This window comes from Sedimentitalea sediminis, assembly GCF_042687825.1.
In the GTDB taxonomy this organism is placed as follows: Bacteria; Pseudomonadota; Alphaproteobacteria; order Rhodobacterales; family Rhodobacteraceae; genus Sedimentitalea.
Map to the genome: position 1 here is coordinate 1 of NZ_JBHUQE010000034.1, position 16,208 is coordinate 16,208.

The 16,208-nt window shown below is 64.3% G+C and carries 20 protein-coding genes and 1 tRNA gene; 7 read left to right on the top strand and 14 right to left on the bottom strand.

Features of this window, described 5'->3' with window-relative positions; translation table 11 throughout:
- The 5 genes from ACFMPD_RS16620 to ACFMPD_RS16640 form a co-directional block, all read right to left on the bottom strand.
- The coding region (locus tag ACFMPD_RS16620; RefSeq protein WP_380996874.1) for a hypothetical protein at nt 1-605 on the bottom strand (605 nt) is incomplete at its 3' end.
- Nucleotides 606-833: 228 nt separating this feature from the next.
- Nucleotides 834-1,355: a hypothetical protein gene (locus tag ACFMPD_RS16625; protein ID WP_380996877.1), complete on the bottom strand. Its 522-nt coding sequence runs from the start codon at nt 1,353-1,355 to the stop codon at nt 834-836.
- 60 nt (nt 1,356-1,415) lie between these two features.
- Nucleotides 1,416-2,063: a calcium-binding protein gene (locus tag ACFMPD_RS16630; RefSeq protein ID WP_380996880.1), complete on the bottom strand. Its 648-nt coding sequence runs from the start codon at nt 2,061-2,063 to the stop codon at nt 1,416-1,418.
- Nucleotides 2,064-2,066: 3 nt separating this feature from the next.
- The gene (locus ACFMPD_RS16635; protein ID WP_380996926.1) at nt 2,067-2,648 is read right to left on the bottom strand and encodes a calcium-binding protein; all 582 of its coding nucleotides are present in this window, start codon (nt 2,646-2,648) and stop codon (nt 2,067-2,069) included.
- Nucleotides 2,649-2,657: 9 nt separating this feature from the next.
- Complete coding sequence (locus ACFMPD_RS16640; protein WP_380996883.1) at nt 2,658-2,789, bottom strand: hypothetical protein; 132 nt, start codon at nt 2,787-2,789, stop codon at nt 2,658-2,660.
- Nucleotides 2,790-2,956: 167 nt separating this feature from the next.
- On the opposite strand from ACFMPD_RS16640, the gene ACFMPD_RS16645 reads away from it, so the two are divergent.
- From ACFMPD_RS16645 to ACFMPD_RS16655, 3 genes are read left to right on the top strand one after another with little or no spacing between them, the layout of a single operon-like run.
- A complete protein-coding gene (locus ACFMPD_RS16645; protein ID WP_380996886.1) occupies nt 2,957-3,532 on the top strand; it encodes an RNA polymerase sigma factor in 576 nt (191 codons plus the stop codon).
- Nucleotides 3,533-3,590: 58 nt separating this feature from the next.
- On the top strand, nt 3,591-4,163 hold the full coding sequence (locus ACFMPD_RS16650) for a hypothetical protein (RefSeq protein WP_380996889.1): 573 nt from the start codon (nt 3,591-3,593) through the stop codon (nt 4,161-4,163).
- A gap of 4 nt (nt 4,164-4,167) precedes the next feature.
- Nucleotides 4,168-5,286, top strand: a complete 1,119-nt coding sequence (locus tag ACFMPD_RS16655; protein WP_380996891.1) for a S8 family serine peptidase — start codon at nt 4,168-4,170, stop codon at nt 5,284-5,286.
- 702 nt (nt 5,287-5,988) lie between these two features.
- Here the strand turns inward: ACFMPD_RS16655 and ACFMPD_RS16660 are convergent.
- The 3 genes from ACFMPD_RS16660 to ACFMPD_RS16670 form a co-directional block, all read right to left on the bottom strand.
- A tRNA-Pro gene (locus ACFMPD_RS16660) sits at nt 5,989-6,065 on the bottom strand.
- A 103-nt stretch (nt 6,066-6,168) separates the two neighbouring features.
- On the bottom strand, nt 6,169-7,275 hold the full coding sequence (leuB, locus tag ACFMPD_RS16665; RefSeq protein ID WP_380996894.1) for a 3-isopropylmalate dehydrogenase: 1,107 nt from the start codon (nt 7,273-7,275) through the stop codon (nt 6,169-6,171).
- Nucleotides 7,276-7,329: 54 nt separating this feature from the next.
- A complete protein-coding gene (locus ACFMPD_RS16670; RefSeq protein ID WP_380996897.1) occupies nt 7,330-8,241 on the bottom strand; it encodes a LysR family transcriptional regulator in 912 nt (303 codons plus the stop codon).
- 104 nt (nt 8,242-8,345) lie between these two features.
- On the opposite strand from ACFMPD_RS16670, the gene ACFMPD_RS16675 reads away from it, so the two are divergent.
- On the top strand, nt 8,346-9,302 hold the full coding sequence (locus tag ACFMPD_RS16675; protein ID WP_380996900.1) for a Rossmann-fold NAD(P)-binding domain-containing protein: 957 nt from the start codon (nt 8,346-8,348) through the stop codon (nt 9,300-9,302).
- Here the strand turns inward: ACFMPD_RS16675 and ACFMPD_RS16680 are convergent.
- Genes ACFMPD_RS16680 through ACFMPD_RS16700 form a run of 5 tightly spaced genes read right to left on the bottom strand, consistent with a single transcriptional unit; the run spans nt 9,204 to nt 13,098 of the window.
- Nucleotides 9,204-10,301, bottom strand: a complete 1,098-nt coding sequence (locus ACFMPD_RS16680; RefSeq protein ID WP_380996903.1) for an endonuclease/exonuclease/phosphatase family protein — start codon at nt 10,299-10,301, stop codon at nt 9,204-9,206. The genes ACFMPD_RS16675 and ACFMPD_RS16680 overlap by 99 nt on opposite strands.
- A gap of 32 nt (nt 10,302-10,333) precedes the next feature.
- A complete protein-coding gene (gene leuD, locus ACFMPD_RS16685; RefSeq protein ID WP_380996906.1) occupies nt 10,334-10,939 on the bottom strand; it encodes a 3-isopropylmalate dehydratase small subunit in 606 nt (201 codons plus the stop codon).
- A gap of 40 nt (nt 10,940-10,979) precedes the next feature.
- Nucleotides 10,980-11,510: an HdeD family acid-resistance protein gene (locus ACFMPD_RS16690; protein ID WP_380996908.1), complete on the bottom strand. Its 531-nt coding sequence runs from the start codon at nt 11,508-11,510 to the stop codon at nt 10,980-10,982.
- 34 nt (nt 11,511-11,544) lie between these two features.
- Entirely contained in the window at nt 11,545-12,951 is a 1,407-nt protein-coding gene (gene leuC / locus ACFMPD_RS16695; RefSeq protein ID WP_380996911.1) for a 3-isopropylmalate dehydratase large subunit, read from the bottom strand.
- Nucleotides 12,952-12,999: 48 nt separating this feature from the next.
- Complete coding sequence (locus ACFMPD_RS16700; RefSeq protein ID WP_380996914.1) at nt 13,000-13,098, bottom strand: isopropylmalate isomerase; 99 nt, start codon at nt 13,096-13,098, stop codon at nt 13,000-13,002.
- Between the two features lie 171 nt (nt 13,099-13,269).
- Here ACFMPD_RS16700 and ACFMPD_RS16705 point away from each other — a divergent pair, with 171 nt between their 5' ends.
- From ACFMPD_RS16705 to rlmH, 3 genes are all read left to right on the top strand, one after another.
- Entirely contained in the window at nt 13,270-14,613 is a 1,344-nt protein-coding gene (locus ACFMPD_RS16705; protein WP_380996917.1) for a mechanosensitive ion channel family protein, read from the top strand.
- Between the two features lie 231 nt (nt 14,614-14,844).
- Entirely contained in the window at nt 14,845-15,207 is a 363-nt protein-coding gene (rsfS, locus tag ACFMPD_RS16710) for a ribosome silencing factor (protein WP_380996919.1), read from the top strand.
- Nucleotides 15,208-15,264: 57 nt separating this feature from the next.
- Nucleotides 15,265-15,735, top strand: a complete 471-nt coding sequence (gene rlmH / locus ACFMPD_RS16715) for a 23S rRNA (pseudouridine(1915)-N(3))-methyltransferase RlmH (protein WP_380996921.1) — start codon at nt 15,265-15,267, stop codon at nt 15,733-15,735.
- A 72-nt stretch (nt 15,736-15,807) separates the two neighbouring features.
- Here the strand turns inward: rlmH and ACFMPD_RS16720 are convergent, their stop codons facing one another.
- On the bottom strand, nt 15,808-16,161 hold the full coding sequence (locus ACFMPD_RS16720) for a hypothetical protein (RefSeq protein WP_380996924.1): 354 nt from the start codon (nt 16,159-16,161) through the stop codon (nt 15,808-15,810).
- Nucleotides 16,162-16,208 lie beyond the last annotated feature (47 nt).

A 16,208-nucleotide genomic window follows, 5' to 3' on the forward strand; every position in this document is an offset into this window, starting at 1 on the left:
AGCCGATTTGTGCAACAAGGCCGATTTGTAGGCCAATCACTTCCAGAGCCGCTCGTGTTTCTTTTGCCCAAGAGTTCTATCGCTCCAAGACGAGACGTGACTTCTAAGTCGGGCTTTGCTTCAAGAACAGCCCTATAGTAGGAAACCGCCTTGGATGTGCTTTGTTGATAGCCTGAACTTGATGTCCATCCATCATCCCACACCTGTCCAGCCAAAGCGGACGCACTTGGGTCTTTCAATTCGAGAATAGGCTCAAGTGGTGCCAAAGCTCGTTCGACATTCCTCTCGGCGTGTCGCCCCGTAACATATGCTTCTGCGACTATGAGAGTTGCTACAGAGGAACCCAACCTCGCGAGGTTCTCCAACTCAGCGAGTGCTTCAAGTCCAGCGGTGTCACTTCCAGCGGCTTCCAATTTTTCAACAGCGACTTCAACCTGGGCTGATAGACCCGCGCCTACGGCAGTTCTTGGTTGAGAGGTGGAGTCCTGAGCGAACAGGTGTGTCATCGATCCGCAGGTGACCAATAAGACAAGAAGTAACCTCAAAAACCACTGAAACTTCTTTGTTGAGGTTTTGTTTTCACTCGAAGCTGCATTGAAATGCATGGCTAATGATCCAAACGCACCCCTTTTATCAAATTTAGACCATAGCAGAATCTTCGCTTGCGCGCCACATGTCACATGCCCACGAAAAGGGACAACGCTCTATTTCGCGCCTGCGGCGAATGTCTGCAATGCGGGCTAAGGGCGCAGAATGTTGACCGCTCGGTGAAGGGCAGGTTTGGGGCCGAAGCGTGAAGTTGTTCCGCCAGGCTGGCCACGCGCCCCGATGCGTCACGGCATGACCGGTTCGAATCCAGACATAGGATGCTGCGCGGTGCAAGAATGGCGGCTTCCGAGGATTATGCTGCGGTGGGAGCACAACGTTCCGTATGATCCTAGACTTGCCCAAGGGAGCGTTTCGAAGGACGGGAGCGACGCTACTGTAACGACCGAAGCGTTCATCCGGTCATTCCTCAAGGGTGCACCCTGATCGGACAATGCCGAGGCCCATTCGAAAATCAGCGGAAATGAAGCGACCCGGAGATGTCGTCTCCGGGTCGCGAGGGTCGTGGCGACCGGGCACTGCGCCCGATCCGGGGAGGCGCGTAAGATGAAGTCGAAGTTCGACGCCTGGAGGGCGAAGCCGATGCCTTCCAGCGTGATGCTCCCGTTCTCCAACTCGATGACGGCATCCGTCCGGGTCGAGCCGTCCTGCAACTGCACTTGGGTCTGGACGATGTCCAGGTCCGCGAAGCTGTCCACGGCGTCCTCCTCCAACAGGCGGATCACGTCGGCCCGCTCGAAGTCCTGCACGATGTCGTCCCCGAAGCCGCGTCGCTCGGTGAAGTCGAACGTGTCGGCATCGGCGCCGCCCTAAAGGACATCGTCGCCTGCGCCGCCGATCAGGAGGTCGCGCCCCGAGCCGCCCGACAGGACGTCGTTTCCAGCGCCGCCGTCCAACACGTCGTCTCCGCCCAGGCCGCCGACCACGTCGTTGCCGGCATCGGTCTCGATGCGGTTGGCCGCGTTCGAGCCGCGCACGATGTCCCCGAAGGCCGAGCCTGTCACGTCCTCAATCGAGCCCAGGCGGTCGCCCGCGGCGTCGCCGCCGTCGCCGCGCCGGTTGCCGTTGTCGAGAACGATATCGATGCCGGCCTCCGAAGTCGAGTAATCCACCCGGTCGACGCCCGCGCCGCCGACCAGACGGTCGCCGCCTGCACCGCCGATCAGTACGTCGTTCCCGTCGCCGCCTTCCAGTCGGTCGTCGCCGCCGCGTCCCTCGATATGATCCGCCAGTGCGGTGCCGACGAAGGAATCGACGCCCGCCGCGCCGAAGAAGCGGAACTCGTCGGCGCCGTCGAAGCCGTCCAGCGCGACGTCCGACAGATCGACCGCCGTGGCCCCGTCGCCGAAGATCTCGACCACTGCGGCCCGGCCGTTCTGCGTCTCGAAGATGATCTGCTCGAAGGTCATGGCGTCCGCGTCGATCCTCAGCAGCGCGTTGCGACCCGCAGCGGCCACGATCTACAGCGCCTCGAAACCCGTTACCTCGTCGTCGCCGTTCAGGCCGACGCGGTCGAGCACCCGCAGCGTGTCGAAGCCGGAACCGCCGTCGAAGCTGCGGCCGGCGCCGTCGCGGACGACCACGACGTCATCCCCCGCGCCGCCGTCGACCGTGTCGCGACCGCCGCGTCCGTCGATCAGGTCGTCGCCGTCTCCGCCGAGCAGCAGGTTCGGCCCGTTGTTGCCGGTGAGGACGTCGTCATGGGCCGAGCCCCGAACGTCCTCGATATTGAGGAGGACGTCGCCTTCCGCATCGCCGCCCGACTGCGGCGCAGAACCCTGCGCGAGCGAGACCGCCACGCCGGCATCCGATCCCTCGTAGGAGGCCACGTCGCGGCCGTTGCCGCCCTCGATGACATAGTTGCCGTCCTCGCCGCGCAGAACGTCGTCGCCCGAGCCGCCGAAGACCGTGTCGCTGCCGTCGCCCGCGCGCACATCGTCGTCGCCGCCGCGGCCCATGATCAGATCGTTTCCGCGGCCCGCGCGGAAGCTGTCGTTGCCTTCGCCGCCCTCCAGGGTGTCGTCGCCGCTCGTACCGACGATGTCGAGGTCCTAGAACAGAGACGTGATGGTTCCGGGATCGGTGGGAGGCAGTCCGCCGAACCCGTCTGCGGGGATTCGGTCGTCCGCCGCGAGGGCGTTGTTGGTAAGGTCCGTGGTGGCGTTTTGGATGAGGTCGGTCATTTTGGTGTCTCCTTGTTCCGATGTCGGCCGCACCTTCACGGCGCGGTTGTCAATTGGTCGAACGGACCCCGGGGATGGTTCAAAATTTTCGCGGACTCCTGCGACGCGCTGGTATTAGAAGCTCTTTTTCTTTAAAATTGATGGGGATATTCGCGCGGAACCTCACGATGGAAGATGCCTCCTTCCTTACCTCGACGCCGGGCCGCGCCTCGGACGCGGCGCTTTTAGCGCGCGTGGCGACAGGTGACATGGCGGCGATGAAGGCGCTCTATATGACCCATGCCGACGCGATCGGGCGCTTCGTGCGGACCCGGGTACGCGACGAGGTTGAGGTGGCGGACATCGTGCACGACACCATGCTGAAGGTCTGGCGCGGGGCGGCGGGCTTCGAGGGGCGCTCGAGCGTGATGGCGTGGATCCTGACGCTGGCGCGCAACGGTGCGGTCGATCACATCCGCAAGCAGGCGCGGGTCTCCCTGGGCGATGCGGACGGAACGATCCCCGATGGCGATCCGGACCCCGAGGCGGTTTTGGGCGAGGCGCAGGATGCTGCACGGTTGCGCGCCTGCGTGGAAGCGCTGCCCGAGCGGCAGCGCGCAGCGATCCACCTTGCCTTCTTCCAGGAGATGACCTTGGCCGAGGTCGCCCGCGTCGAGAGCGTGGCCGAGGGCACGATCAAGAGCCGCGTCTTCCACGCCAAGCAACTGCTCATGCGCTGCCTCTCGCGCGGGGGACGGCGATGATTTTGAACCCATCGGCCGTTCGCCCGTCCAATGAACAGATTCCGCGATGGAGGTGGCCATGGACCGGCCCGACGGACTAAGCGAGGACGAGCTGCTGGCGCACGTTCGCGGCGCATCGACGCCCGAGCAGGCGGCGCGAATCGAGGCCATGGCTGCCCGTGACCGCGCGCTGCGCGCGGAACTGGCGCTGATGGCCACACTCAAGGGCGCCTTGGCACAGGCTACCGAGGGACCCGACGCGCGCGCCTTCGGCTGGAAACGCCTTGAGGCCGAGATCGGGCGAACGGCGCGCCCCGCGGCATCCCGCGCCCCGATCTGGCGCATCGCGGCGGCGGTCCTGGGTGTCGTCGTCCTTGGGCAGGGCGCCTACATCGCGCTTGCGCCAGGCGAGGAGCCGCTCTACCGCACCGTCACCGAGGACGCTGAGGGCGCGGTCCTCGGCGTCGCCTTCGCGCCTGCGGCCACGGCCGGCGAGATCGAGGCGCTCTTACGCGAGGCCGGCGGCCGGATCGTCGACGGCCCATTCGCCAACGGTCTCTACCGCGTGGCCTTCGCGGACGAGACCGCGCGCGAGGCGGGTCAGCGCGTGCTCGCCGCCTCGCCCCTGATCGCGCTTCTGGCCGAGGAGTAGAGCCATGCGCCGCGTCCTGACGCTCTGGCTTGCCTTGATGGCCTGCACACCCGCCCTGCGGGCCCAGACGCCTGCGGACGCACCGGCCGTGGTCGACGCGCGCGAGTTGATCGTGCTGACCGCCGAAGCGCCGGAGGAGCTGGTCGCGGCCGCCGAGACCCTTGGCTACGCGGTGCGCGCGGTCCACCCTCTGCCGGATTTGGGCGACACCCTCGTATCCTTCGAGATTCCGGAGGGCACCACGATCCCGGAGGCTATCGCAGAGATCGAGGCGGCGGTGCCAGGCGTCACGGCGGGAGCCAATCACGTGTATCAGGTGCCCGTCGCCATGGCGGGCGGCGGACGCGACTATGCCGGGGCGATGATCGGCTGGCCGGCGAAGGGATGCCGCGGGCAGGTCCGCGTGGGCATGATCGACGCGGGCGTGGCTACGGAGCATCCCGGCCTGGCGGACGGCCGCATCCTGCAGCGTGCTTTTACGGACGGGGCAGCGCCCGAGTCGGATCATGGCACACTTGTCGCTGAACTCCTCGTCGGGCCCAACCGGCTGCGGGACGCGACGCTCCTCAGCGCGCTGGTCGTCAATCCGGCGCTCGGGCGCGGCGACGCGGCGGGTGTCACGCCGATCCTGCGCGCGGCGGATTGGCTGGCCGCCGAGGGTGTGCAGGTCGTCAACGTCAGCCTCGCCGGGCCCTATAACAAGCTGATGGACCGCGCCTTGGGCCGGGCCGCTGCGGATGGGATGACGTTCGTCGCCGCGGCCGGGAATCTGGGGCCCGACGAGCCGCCGCAATACGCGGCGGCCTTCTCCTTCACGCTGGCTGTCACGGCCGTGGACCGCGAGGGCGCCGTTTACCGCAACGCGGGCCGCGGCCCCCACATCGACATCGCCGCACCGGGCGTCGACATCCTGGCCGCGCCCGGAGGCCGTCTGCGCGTGTCGAGCGGCACCTCGCTCGCCGCCCCCTTCGTCACGGGCGTCGTCGCCGCGGACCCCACACTTGCAGGTCTGGACGTCTCGACGCTGCGCGTCGAACTCGCCCGTCGCGCCCTCGACCTCGACGAGGCCGGTCCCGACGACACAGTCGGCGTCGGCCTCCTGCGCGCACGGCCCGACTGCTGAGAAGCGGGCAGGCGATGCTGCGGCCATGCGTGCCGAAGCACTGCTCAAAGATGGGTGATGCTGCTCGAGAATTCGGTGTGTCGCGTGCGGCAACGACGGCTTCGAGCACTGCGGTCGCTACTCTTTCATCCGCTTCAAGGTATTGATAGAAGTATCGTTGCCCGCCGGCATTGCTGTTTGCACTCCACCGAACCGCCCAGAAAAAGGGAAGCTGCTGACTGCACTGATCCAGAGGCGCACCGATTTCGCATCGGCGGCGGCCCCCAGCTGATGCCCTATGCTACGCATCGTAGGGCCGAACTTTCGTCAAGGTATAGCCTTTCGAAAAAGACCTTCATACCTCCCGCAGCGAACGACCGGAAAGTCCCGCACACCTGCCGCCAGTCCGGCGAAAATGCTGCACCGGTAGTCGAACGGCTGGTCTGGTGAATGCCGCAATGCAGCGCAACGCCCTGTCGAACGGCAGGTCAGGGCCGAAATTTCCACGACAATGCAGCAAAGCGTAGGCTCGCTTTGTCAGCTATTAACCTCGTCGACAACCTTTGGGTTTCAGACAAATTCCACGTTTTCATGAAGCGGCGCACCCGCGCTGCGGGTGCAAATAAGGTGTTTGCCCTCTAGCGGCGGGCAAACCGAGCCCGGGCAAAACGGCACATCGTGACGCGAAAGGACAAATGCCCTGACTATCGACAATGAAAATATTGGTCGGAGTGAGAGGATTCGAACCTCCGACCCCTGCCTCCCGAAGACAGTGCTCTACCAGGCTGAGCTACACTCCGACCGTTGTGGGTGCGGGTTACAGGCCTGACAGGATTTTGGCAAGCCCAATCAGGTCCGGATCCCAATGGATATTGCGGGCCTTGTCGGCCCGCATGCCCAATGTCACAGGCTGGCGTCCAGCGCGGCCAGGATGGCGTCGCCCATCTCGGTGGTCGATACCGGTCGGGCGCCCTCGTCGCCGATCAGATCGGCGGTGCGCAGCCCGTCGGACAGCACCTTTTCGACCGCTTTTTCCAGCCGGTCTGCTTCGGCGCCCTGATCAAAGGAGTAGCGCAGCGCCATGGCAAAGCTGAGGATGCAGGCAATCGGGTTGGCCTTGCCCTGTCCGGCGATGTCGGGTGCCGAACCGTGCACCGGTTCATACAGCGCCTTGGGCCGGCCGTTTGCCATCGGAGCACCCAGGCTGGCCGAGGGCAGCATGCCCAGCGAACCGGTCAGCATTGCGGCGCAGTCGGAAAGGATGTCGCCAAACAGGTTGTCGGTGACGATCACGTCGAACTGTTTGGGCCAGCGGCACAGTTGCATGGCACCGGCATCGGCATACATGTGGCTGAGTTCGACATCCGGATAGTCCTGGTCATGCACCCGCTGTACCACCTCGCGCCACAGGATGCCGCTCTCCATCACATTGGCCTTTTCCATCGAACAGACCTTGTTGCCGCGTTTGCGCGCCAGTTCGAAGGCGGACCGCGCCACCCGGTCGATCTCGCTTTCGGTATAGCGCTGGGTGTTGATGCCGACGCGTTCGTTGCCTTCCTCGATGATGCCGCGCGGCTCGCCGAAATAGATGCCGCTGGTCAGTTCGCGCACGATCATGATGTCCAGGCCGGCGACCACGTCGCGCTTGAGACTGCTGAAGTCGGCCAGAGCGTCGAAACACTGGGCCGGGCGCAGGTTGGAAAAGAGATCCATCTCCTTGCGCAGGCGCAGCAGGCCGCGTTCCGGTTTGACGCTGAAATCCAGGTCGTCATATTTCGGGCCGCCCACGGCGCCCAGCAGCACGGCATCGACCTGTTGCGCGCGCGCCATCGTGTCGTCATGCAGCGGCGTTCCATGCGCGTCATAGGCCGCGCCACCCACCAGATCCTCGGAGACATCAAAGGCCAGGTCCCGCTTGTCGCCATACCAGCCGATGATGCGTTTCACCTGGGTCATGACTTCGGGGCCGATTCCGTCACCGGCGAGGATGAGAAGCGAAGGGGTGGACATGCAAGAACTCCTGAATTGACGTTGTCCTGCCCCTACCGCGCAGGGCTGAGAGGGTCAATAAGACCCGCCGCGCGGGGACAGCTGCGACAGGCCGTCGGCCAGCAGATCCCACACCCGCCGCAGGCGCGGCGACTGGCGCATCGCCGCGTGGGCGGCCAGCCAGACCGGCAGCGGCGGGATTTCAATACCGAGCTCCAGTTGCTGCACCAGGGGGTCGTCGCGGCCCACATGTACCAGGGAAAAACCGATGCCGCACCCGGCGCGCAGCAATTGCCAATAGGTCGCCTGGTTGTCGCAGCGCACCGCGAAATCGTCGCGGGTGACGGACCAGCCCATCGCCTGCATGCCGCGCAGAATCAGCGGGTTGCGGTCGAAACCGATCAGGTCGTGGTCCAGAACCTGCAAGGCGGTTTCCGGCCGGCCGGCCCGCGCCAGATAGCTGTGGGCGGCGAAAACCCCCATTTCGATATCACCGATATGCCGGGTCACGACATCCAGCTGTGTCGGCCGGTACATGCGCACGGCGATATCGGCCTGTCGGAACAGCAGGTTTTCGGTGGTGTCCGAGGGCAGCAGATCCAGTTGAATCTCGGGTTCCGCGCTGCGGATTTTCGCCAGAATCGGGGGCAGCAGGTAATGGCTGGCAAAGACACTGGCGGCGATCCGCACGGTGCCCTGCAGGCGTTGTGCGCGACCTGCCGCGGTCAGCGTCATGGCATTCATCGCTGTGCGCATCTGTTGCGCCATCGGCAGCAACTGTTGGCCGATTTCGGTCGGTTTCAGTCCGCGTGCGTGTCGTCGGAACAGTGCTGTGCCCAGACTGTCTTCCAGGGCCTTGATCTGCCGCCCCAGGGTCGGCTGGCTGCGATTCAACCGGCGGGCAGCGGCGGATAGTGACCCGGTTTCGGCCACAGCCAGAAAACTTTGTACAAGAGACCAATCGGGCAGGGTTGTGGCATTATCCATTCAGTATTGAATAGCATATCTGCAAAATCCGGCAATGGCTCCCGTGTTTCTGAATGGATATTCTTGCCACATCCCAAATCCAGGCATCCAGACAGGAGCAGCTTATGACACAGACCGTTTTGATACTCGGTGCCACCGGCCGGTTCGGCCGGCAGGCCGCGCTACAGTTTCAGGCAGCAGGCTGGCAGGTGCGATGTTTCGACCGCGCGCGCGACAGCCTGCAGACGGCGGCTGCCGGTGTGCAGGTAATCGTCAACGCCTGGAACCCGCCTTACCCGGACTGGGCCGCTCAGGTTCCCGGCCTGACTGCCAGCGTCATCGCAGCCGCGCGGCAGCATGACGCAACGGTGATCGTGCCGGGCAATGTCTATGTCTTTGGCGCGCAAACGGCACCGGGCTGGGGCGCCGACGCGCCACATCGGGCAAAAAACCCGCTGGGACGAATCCGCATCGATATGGAAACGGCCTATCGGCAGTCCGGCGTGCGGACAATCCTGTTGCGCGCCGGCGACTATCTGGACACGCGATCGTCGGGAAACTGGTTCGACAAGGTCATGATCAAATCGCTGCGCCGTGGTGTGTTCACCTATCCCGGCGCGCCAGACGTGCCGCATGCCTGGGCCTATCTGCCCGATCTGGCGCGCGCAACGGTGGCCCTGGCGGAACAGCGTGACCGGCTGCCAGTCTACGCCGATATCGCCTTTCCCGGCTATACGCTGTCGGGCAACCAGATCGCCGGATTGCTGGATCAGATCACGCCGCAGCCGGTGCGTCTGCGGCGCATGTCCTGGTGGCCCCTGCATTTGGCCCGGCCGGTCTGGAAAATGGCCGCCTGTCTGCTGGAGATGCGTTACCTCTGGGATACGCCGCACTGGCTGGACGGGACGCAGTTTGACGCGCTGCTGCCCGATTTTCCGCACACGCCGCCTGAAAAGGCGCTGGCCGCGGCAATCGGGCAGCGCTCAGTCCAGAGCCAGATCGACCCAGACCAGCCGGTGGCGGCTGGCGGCAATGGCATCGGCCTCGCCGTCACCACCAGGGGGGGGCCAGAAGACGCCTGAATCGATCACCCGCCAACCGGCCGAAGGCAGCACGTAATCGACCCGCAGCCGGCCGACATTCTGCCAGTCGACCGTGTCCTGCGCGTTGGCACCGCGATGGCCCTGATCCGGCGCGGCGGCGGCGCCGGGGCTGGTCGGGACCGGATCCTGCAGGCGCGGGTCGGACAACAGGGCGCGGATCGCCTCTGTCCGGCCCTCGCTGTCGTCGGGGTCCAGATTGGCCTGTCCGGCCAGAACGAACCGCTGCGGCGGCGTCCCGAACCGTCCATCCAGCAGCGCCTGCCAGAACAGGATTTCATCGTGATTGCGCAGGCCGTTGCGGTCTTCGGGGCCGTCAAAGACCGGCGGGCCGGCATGAAAGGTCAGGAGATGCAGCACGGTGTTATCAGGCAGGCGGATTGGTACGACCCAATGCCCGGTGCTGGACAGGCGCTGGACCGCTTGCGTGCGCTCCGACGGGAACGGGCGGCCATCCGCATGTTCCGGCAATTGTGCACGGGGCAGGTCGCGCCATAAAAGGTCGCTGAAATCGTCCGCCTGGTCGGTCAGAATCGGGTGGCGGGACAGGACCGCCAGCCCGCCCTGACCCGTAAAGCTGCCAAAGCCCTGCGCATCGCCTGGATCGCCCCGGCGGCCATCGCCGTCCAGATCGAGATCGGTGGCCAGTCCGCTGTTGGGACGCCGCGCAAACCGGTACGGATAATCCGCCCCGGACTGGGCCAGCCGGGCGACCAGCGCCGCCAGCGCGGCCCCGTCATGATCCCAGTCGATCCCCTGCAGCGCCAGAATGTCCGGTGAGACGCGCCGGATCACTTCGATCACAGCGGCGATCTGCGGATCCTTGCCGCGAGTCAGATCGCGCAGCAACAGACCCGGCCCGTCGCGCAGCAGCTCGGTGTTGAAGCTGGCGACCCGCAGCCGGTCGGCACCGGCAGAAGACGCCAGCCAGAACAGCGCGCACAGGCACAAAGCCATGCCCCGCATCATCCGGCGGGCCATGATCCGTCCTTTGGGCGCTGTTGCCGGGGCATTCAGACCCAGGGGCGTTCGATCGATGCGCGGGCCTCGTAACTGTCGATCGAGGCGACCTTTTCCATGGTCAGACCGATATCGTCCAGGCCTTCGAGCAGGCAATGTTTCTTGAACGCGTCCACCTCGAACTTGATCTCGCCGCCATCGGGTCCGCTGATCGTCTGGTTTTCCAGATCGACGGTCAGGATGGCATTGGCACCGCGCTCGGCATCATCCATCAGCTTGTCCACGTCTTCCTGCGGCAGGACGATGGGCAGAATGCCATTCTTGAAACAGTTGTTGTAAAAGATGTCGGCAAAGCTGGGTGCGATGACGCAGCGGATGCCGAAATCCTTGATCGCCCAGGGCGCATGCTCGCGCGAGCTGCCGCAGCCGAAATTGTCGCCGGCCACCAGAATCTCGGCGTTGCGGTATTGCGGCTTGTTCAGCACGAAATCGGGGATCTCGTTGCCTTGGCGGTCATAGCGCATCTCGTCGAACAGATTGACGCCCAGCCCCGACCGCTTGATGGTTTTCAGGAACTGCTTGGGGATGATCATGTCGGTGTCGATGTTGACCAGCGGCATCGGGGCCGCCACGCCTGTCAGTTTGGTGAATTTATCCATGTGGTTCTCCGTGGAGAGGGTCCGTGACCGTCCCCTGCAATTATTTCGTCAGTTGGTTGCCGATGGTCCGCATAAAAAAGGCAAGGATGATCAGGCCGGCGCCGTTGAACAGCAGTTCGACGCCCAGCATCAGTCCCAGCAACTGGGGGCCGGCGACGGCGAAATTGACCCAGATGTAGGCGGCCAGCAGGATCGACAAGGCTCCGGATACCAGCATCGGCCAGAAGAACCGGGTATCCCGCATCCGCCAGGCGAACAAAAGCCGCAGGACGCCGCCCGCTGCCAGCAGGATCAACACCAGCAGCGCCAGTGAAATCATCCCTTCCAGCGGGTTGAACAGAAAGGACAGACCAAGCAACGCCAGCAGCGCGCCCATGGCGATGCTCAGGACCATGCTGCCGGTGCTTTCAGCGCTGAAACCACCGGCGATCTGGAACCCGCCGCTCAGCAGCAGCAGAACGCCCGTCAGGGTGGTCACCGCCAAGGACGCAACCGCCGCATTGCCCAGAACGATCATGCCGAAGATCAGCGACAGGACGCCCAAAATCAGCCATTTCATCCATTCTTTCATGTCTATCCTTTCCTGTTCACCCGGATGAACCGGGTTACATCAGCTCGCGCACATCGGTCAGGTGCCCGGTGATGGCGGCGGCGGCGGCCATGGCGGGCGACACCAGATGGGTACGGCCCTTGTAGCCCTGACGGCCCTCGAAATTGCGGTTCGAGGTCGAGGCACAGCGTTCGCCGGGGCTGAGCTGGTCCGGGTTCATCGCCAGACACATGGAACAGCCCGCAAGGCGCCATTCGAAACCGGCCTCTTGAAAGATGTCCGCCAGGCCCTCTTCCTCGGCCTGAGCGCGCACCAGCCCCGAGCCGGGCACGACCATGGCACGCAAGCCGTCCTTGATCTTTTTGCCCTTCACGATCTCGGCGGCGGCGCGCAGGTCTTCGATCCGCCCATTGGTGCACGAGCCGATAAAGACCGTGTCGATGGCGATTTCGGACAGCGGCGTGCCGGGCGTCAGGCCCATGTATTCCAGCGAACGTGCGGCGGCCTCGACCTTGCCGCCGGTAAAATCGTCCGGCGAGGGGACGTTGGCGGTGATCGGCAGCACGTCCTCGGGCGAGGTGCCCCAGGTCACGACTGGCGCGATGTCTTCGCCCTTGATGGTGATGACCGCGTCCCATTGGGCGTCGTCATCGGAATACAGCGTCTGCCACCAGGCCAGCGCGGCCTCCCATTGTGCGCCCTTGGGCGCGTGCGGACGGCCTTTGACATATTCGAACGTCTTTTCGTCCGGCGCGATCAGACCGGCGCGCGCGCCGCCTTCGATCGCCATGTTGCACACCGTCATGCGGCCTTCCATCGACAGGTCGCGGATCGCTTCGCCGCAATATTCGATGACATAGCCGGTGCCGCCGGCGGTGCCGGTCCGGCCGATCACCGACAGGGTGATGTCCTTGGCGGTGACACCGGGGCGCAGCTTGCCGGTGATCTCGACCTTCATGTTCTTGGACTTTTTCTGGATCAGCGTCTGCGTGGCCAGAACATGTTCGACCTCGGAGGTGCCGATGCCATGGGCCAAGGCGCCGAACGCGCCATGGGTGGCGGTATGGCTGTCACCGCAAACGACGGTCATGCCCGGCAGGGTCCAGCCCTGTTCGGGGCCGACGATATGCACGATGCCCTGGCGGATGTCATCCATCGGATAATAGTGAATGCCGAAATCCCTGGCGTTCTTGTCCAGCGCGGCGACCTGGATACGGCTGTCTTCGGTCATCTGTTCGGGATCTTCGCGGCCCGCCGTCGTGGGCACGTTGTGATCCGGTACCGCGATGGTCTTGTCCGGCGCGCGCAGGCTGCGGCCCGACATGCGCAGGCCCTCAAAGGCCTGCGGGCTGGTCACCTCGTGCACGAGGTGACGGTCGATATAGAGAAGGCAGGTGCCGTCGTCGGCCTCGTGGGCGACATGGGCATCCCAGATCTTGTCATAGAGCGTCTTGGGGGACATGGGTCCTCTCCCGTTGTTTGATAACTGCGTGTGTGGCGGGACGGGCGCCTATGGGCGCGCCTGAACCGTGCGGGTGGCGCCAAAGAAGCGTTCGCGCAGGCGGCTGCGGTCCTGCAGGTCAAGTCTGGGCGTCCGGGCGGCTGTCATGCGCCTGAGATACAGCCGAGCGGGGTTTCATTCAAGGTTGGAAGTGCGCGTCCGCCCGACCGGTGGCCCGACCGCCTGCGCCACCCCGTGCCGCGACCTGACAGACCGGCGCAGCCCGACGGGCTTGCATTGGCCAGGGACCCGTGCCAGCGTGCTGAAAAAGGGATTGCAATGGACCCCGTCACCGACACGACCAAAAGCCTGATCCAGTCCCTCGAAAAATTTTATCTGCAATCGATCGAAGCGATCGGCTGGGTGTTCGTACCCGGCTGGCGGCAGAATCAGGTTCTGATCATTCTGCTGCTGATCGCCGTGGCCTGGGTGCTGAAACGGCTTACGGAACCCCGGTTGCAAAACTGGGCCCGCGCGCGCGAAGGCTGGCCGAAATGGCGGTTGCGAATGATCGTGCAACTGCGCCGGCGGCTGCTGCTGATCTGGTTCTCGCTGATGTCCTGGGCGATCTATCTGGTGATGCAGCAAATCACCTGGCCGTCGCGCAGCCATCTGATCGGCGTTGCGGCAACCCTGGCTACGGTCTGGGTCACCATCGGACTGGTGGTGCAACTGGTGCGCAACCGCTCGTTACGTCGCCTGCTGCGGTGGTTTTTCTGGATCTATGCCACGCTGTATTTCCTGAATGCGCTGGACGAAATCTCGGGCTTTCTGGACCGGATGGCGATCGAATTCGGCGAAACCCGGATATCGGCCCTGTCGGTGCTGTCCGCGCTGGTGGTGCTTGGGGTGCTCTTTGCCGGCGCGCGGGTGCTGGCGCGTCTGTTCACCGGCAACATCCGGGGCAACGAAGACATTTCGCCTTCGATGCAGGAACTGACGACCAAGGCGGTGCAGATTCTGATCTATGGCCTGGCGTTCTATGTCGGCGCGCAGGCGATCGGGCTGGATCTGACGGGACTGGCCTTTCTGTATGGCATCATCGGTGTCGGCCTGGGCTTTGGTCTGCAGACGGTGGTGTCCAACCTGGTGTCCGGGGTCATCATCCTGCTGGACAAGTCGATCAAACCCGGCGACGTGATCTCGCTGGGCGATACGTTCGGCTGGATCGAGTCGCTCAGCGCGCGATATGTCTCGGTCAAGACCCGGGAAGGGACGGAATACCTTATCCCGAACGAGCAACTGATCGCCAACCAGGTGGTCAACTGGACCCATTCCAATCAGCTTGTGCGTTTGGACATATATTTCGGCACGGGCTATGACGATGATCCGCATCTGGTGCGCAAGCTGGCGGTCCAGGCGGCCTCGGGTGTGTCGCGGGTGCTGGTGCAGCCGAACGCGCCGGTCTGCCATATCGTCGGATTCGGCGACAGCAGTGTCGACTATATCCTGCGCTTCTGGATCGGCGATCCCACGTCCGGGCTGACCAATGTCCGAGGCAATGTCTATCTGGCGCTGTGGGACGTGTTCAAAGAGCATGGCGTATCGATTCCATTCCCGCAGCGCGAAGTGCGCCTGCTTGGGGATTCGGTCCCGGAACCGACTGCAACAACCGTCGAATAGCGGCCGTTTTCGCCGCGACAGGTTGCGGTTTGCCGGCGGGGTCGCGGTGACGTCATGGCATTTGAGCCCCTCTGTTAGCCATTTTTTCGGGCTGTGATTGAAAAAGCGTTTTCGGCTTGTTAACTTGGATATATCCCCAGCGCCGGGGGACAGGCGGCGTGCCAAAAGGAGGACAATGTCCTGTCAATCCAAGTTACGGCGGCCAGTCCCGCCGATGACCGGAGTGGTCTTGTGACCGCCCAGGCCCAGCCGGACAGCGAAGAGCTGCTGGCGCGTATCCTTTCCTCTCTTGATGATGACAAGGCTGAAGACGTCGTGCAGATCGATCTGCGTGGCAAGACCGAAATCGGCGACTATATGGTCATCGCTTCGGGCCGTTCGACCCGTCAGGTGTCTGCGATGGCCGAAAAGCTTGTGGATCGTCTCAAGCACGAGTTCGGGCGCCTCAGCAAGGTCGAGGGCAAGGATGCCGGCGATTGGGTTCTGATCGATACCGGGGATGTGCTGGTGCATATCTTCCGCCCGGAAGTGCGCGAATTCTATCAGCTGGAAAAGATGTGGCTGCCGACCGGTTCCGCGGCGCGCAGCAACTGAGCTCCGATTGTATCCGGCGGGCGTGACCGCCAGTGACAGGGCAGGGAGACCCGGGCCATGCGTGTGACTATCTGCGTGGTCGGCCGGTTGCGGGCCGGTCCGGAAAAATCCCTGATCGACGATTATCTCAAACGGTTCGACCGGACCGGCCGAGCGCTCGGTCTGGGTCCGGCCAGCGTGGTAGAAGTCGAGGACCGCAAGGGCGGCGGCATGGCCGCCGAAGCCGCGCTGCTGCGTCGGGCGCTGCCGCAGGGTGCGATGGTCTGTGCGCTGGACGAACGCGGCAAGGCGCTTTCGTCGCCCGGCTTTGCCAGGCGGCTGGCCGACTGGCGCGATGACGGGTGCGGCGATCTGGCGGTCGTGATTGGCGGCGCGGATGGCATCGATCCGGAATTGCGCGCCGAGGTCGATTTCAGCCTGTCCTTTGGCGCCATGGTCTGGCCGCACATGCTGGTGCGGGTGATGCTGGCGGAACAGCTGTATCGCGCCGCCACGATCCTGGCCGGCGGCCCCTATCACCGGGCCTGATCCAAAGGCCGCGCTGACGCGCGATTGCTTTTCTCGGGGCATTGCCCGCCGGGCAATGCGGTGCCTCGCGGCTCAGGGCAGCGCGTAGATGGTTGGTGGTGTTGCCCAGCCGTGGACCAGGCAGCGCGCCTGTACCTGCACCTGCTGTGTGCCCTGAGGGGTCTGTGCGCCGCCGAGGGATCGGGTAAAGGGCTGTTCGGTGACATGCGGGTGGTGCAGAACGCGCAGCCCCAGTTCGTTGCCGTCCCTGTCCAGCACCCGCCAGGCGTCGGCATAATGCGTCCCGCCGCTGTCAGGATGCGACAGGGTGACGTCGAACCGCCAGCCGTCTGGCCCCGGATCCGCCGTGATCCGTTCGATGACGGGCGGGGCGGCAAGGGCGGCGGTGGCGGTGGCCAGCAGACAAGCCCGGGGAAGCGTTCGCATCCTGCCGGTCTAAAAAGTGTTTTCGAGGAAAGTTTGCGTCGGAGGGA